The sequence below is a fragment of the Rosenbergiella metrosideri genome, assembly GCF_022602565.1.
In the GTDB taxonomy this organism is placed as follows: domain Bacteria; phylum Pseudomonadota; class Gammaproteobacteria; order Enterobacterales; family Enterobacteriaceae; genus Rosenbergiella; species Rosenbergiella metrosideri.
The window spans coordinates 1-1,281 of the sequence record NZ_JALBCV010000042.1 but is presented as its reverse complement, the minus strand read 5'-3'; the positions used below and the strand labels follow the sequence as shown (position 1 = coordinate 1,281).

General features: G+C 48.2%; 2 tRNA genes and 2 rRNA genes. All 4 read left to right on the top strand.

The features are described from left to right. Positions 1-408 (top strand): 16S ribosomal RNA (locus MKR94_RS16370); the annotation flags it as partial. Positions 409-482: 74 nt separating this feature from the next. Next, a tRNA-Ile gene (locus MKR94_RS16365) sits at positions 483-559 on the top strand. Positions 560-673: 114 nt separating this feature from the next. After that, a tRNA-Ala gene (locus MKR94_RS16360) sits at positions 674-749 on the top strand. 183 nt (positions 750-932) lie between these two features. Further along, positions 933-1,281 (top strand): 23S ribosomal RNA (locus MKR94_RS16355); the annotation flags it as partial.

The window sequence follows — 1,281 nt, the reverse complement described above, 5'->3', positions numbered from 1 at the left end:
TAATGGTGGGAACTCAAAGGAGACTGCCGGTGATAAACCGGAGGAAGGTGGGGATGACGTCAAGTCATCATGGCCCTTACGAGTAGGGCTACACACGTGCTACAATGGCGCATACAAAGAGAAGCGACCTCGCGAGAGCAAGCGGACCTCATAAAGTGCGTCGTAGTCCGGATTGGAGTCTGCAACTCGACTCCATGAAGTCGGAATCGCTAGTAATCGTAAATCAGAATGTTACGGTGAATACGTTCCCGGGCCTTGTACACACCGCCCGTCACACCATGGGAGTGGGTTGCAAAAGAAGTAGATAGCTTAACCTTCGGGAGGGCGTTTACCACTTTGTGATTCATGACTGGGGTGAAGTCGTAACAAGGTAACCGTAGGGGAACCTGCGGTTGGATCACCTCCTTACCTGTAAGATACATTGCTGCGTAGTGCTCACACAGATTGTCTGATGAAAATTAAAGAGAGCAGTAAACATCTGCAGGCTTGTAGCTCAGGTGGTTAGAGCGCACCCCTGATAAGGGTGAGGTCGGTGGTTCAAGTCCACTCAGGCCTACCAAATTCATCCTCACACTGTGTTGTAACGCCACTCGCATACTGATGTATGCTTCGTAACGTTACGCCTTATTTGAGAATGAATTGCTTCGGTAACTCTGATGTTTGCAAAATCGATGGGGCTATAGCTCAGCTGGGAGAGCGCCTGCCTTGCACGCAGGAGGTCAGCGGTTCGATCCCGCTTAGCTCCACCATCTTCAGTATCTCACTGAAAATAAAATTATCTTAAAGCTGACTTACGAGTCGTCTTTAAGATATTGCTCTTTAAAAATCTGGAAACAAGCTGATAAATTGAAAACACTGAATAATGAATAATTATTCGGAGTCTCTCAAAGACTTTTACAGTCTACAGCGTCTAAGACGTCTGTGGGTTGTGAGGTTAAGCGAATAAGCGTACACGGTGGATGCCCTGGCAGTCAGAGGCGATGAAGGACGTGCTAATCTGCGAAAAGCGTCGGTAAGGTGATATGAACCGTTATAGCCGACGATGTCCGAATGGGGAAACCCAGTGTGTTTCGACACACTATCGTTAACTGAATACATAGGTTAACGAGGCGAACCGAGGGAACTGAAACATCTAAGTACCTCGAGGAAAAGAAATCAACCGAGATTCCCCTAGTAGCGGCGAGCGAACGGGGAGGAGCCCAGAGTCTGCATCAGTCAGTGTGTTAATGGAACGGTCTGGAAAGTCCGGCGATACAGGGTGATAGCCCCGTACATGAAAAT